The 238-nt window shown below is 62.2% G+C and carries 1 protein-coding gene; it reads right to left on the reverse strand.

Going from position 1 to position 238, the window contains the following annotated elements:
- Positions 1 to 238, reverse strand: a 238-nt coding sequence (locus SJH88_RS19675) for a DDE-type integrase/transposase/recombinase (RefSeq protein WP_274755440.1), incomplete at both ends; no start/stop codon positions are given.

Raw genomic sequence — 238 nt, forward strand, 5'->3', positions numbered from 1 at the left:
CTTCAGAGAACTGAAGAAGCTCTCCATGGCCGAGTTGTCCCAGACCTCGCCAGCCCGACTCATGCTGCAAGTGATGCCCTGTTCGTCCAGCAGCCTCTGGAAGTGCTCGCTTGTGTATTGGCTACCCTGGTCCGAGTGGTGCAGCAGTGCCACTGGCCTGCCCCGGCGCCACACAGCCATCATCAGCGCGTCCACCACGAGCTGCGAGGTCATGCTCTCCTGCATCGACCAGCCCACG

The organism is Comamonas sp. GCA5 (assembly GCF_036541385.1).
Lineage (GTDB): Bacteria > Pseudomonadota > Gammaproteobacteria > Burkholderiales > Burkholderiaceae_C > Comamonas > Comamonas aquatica.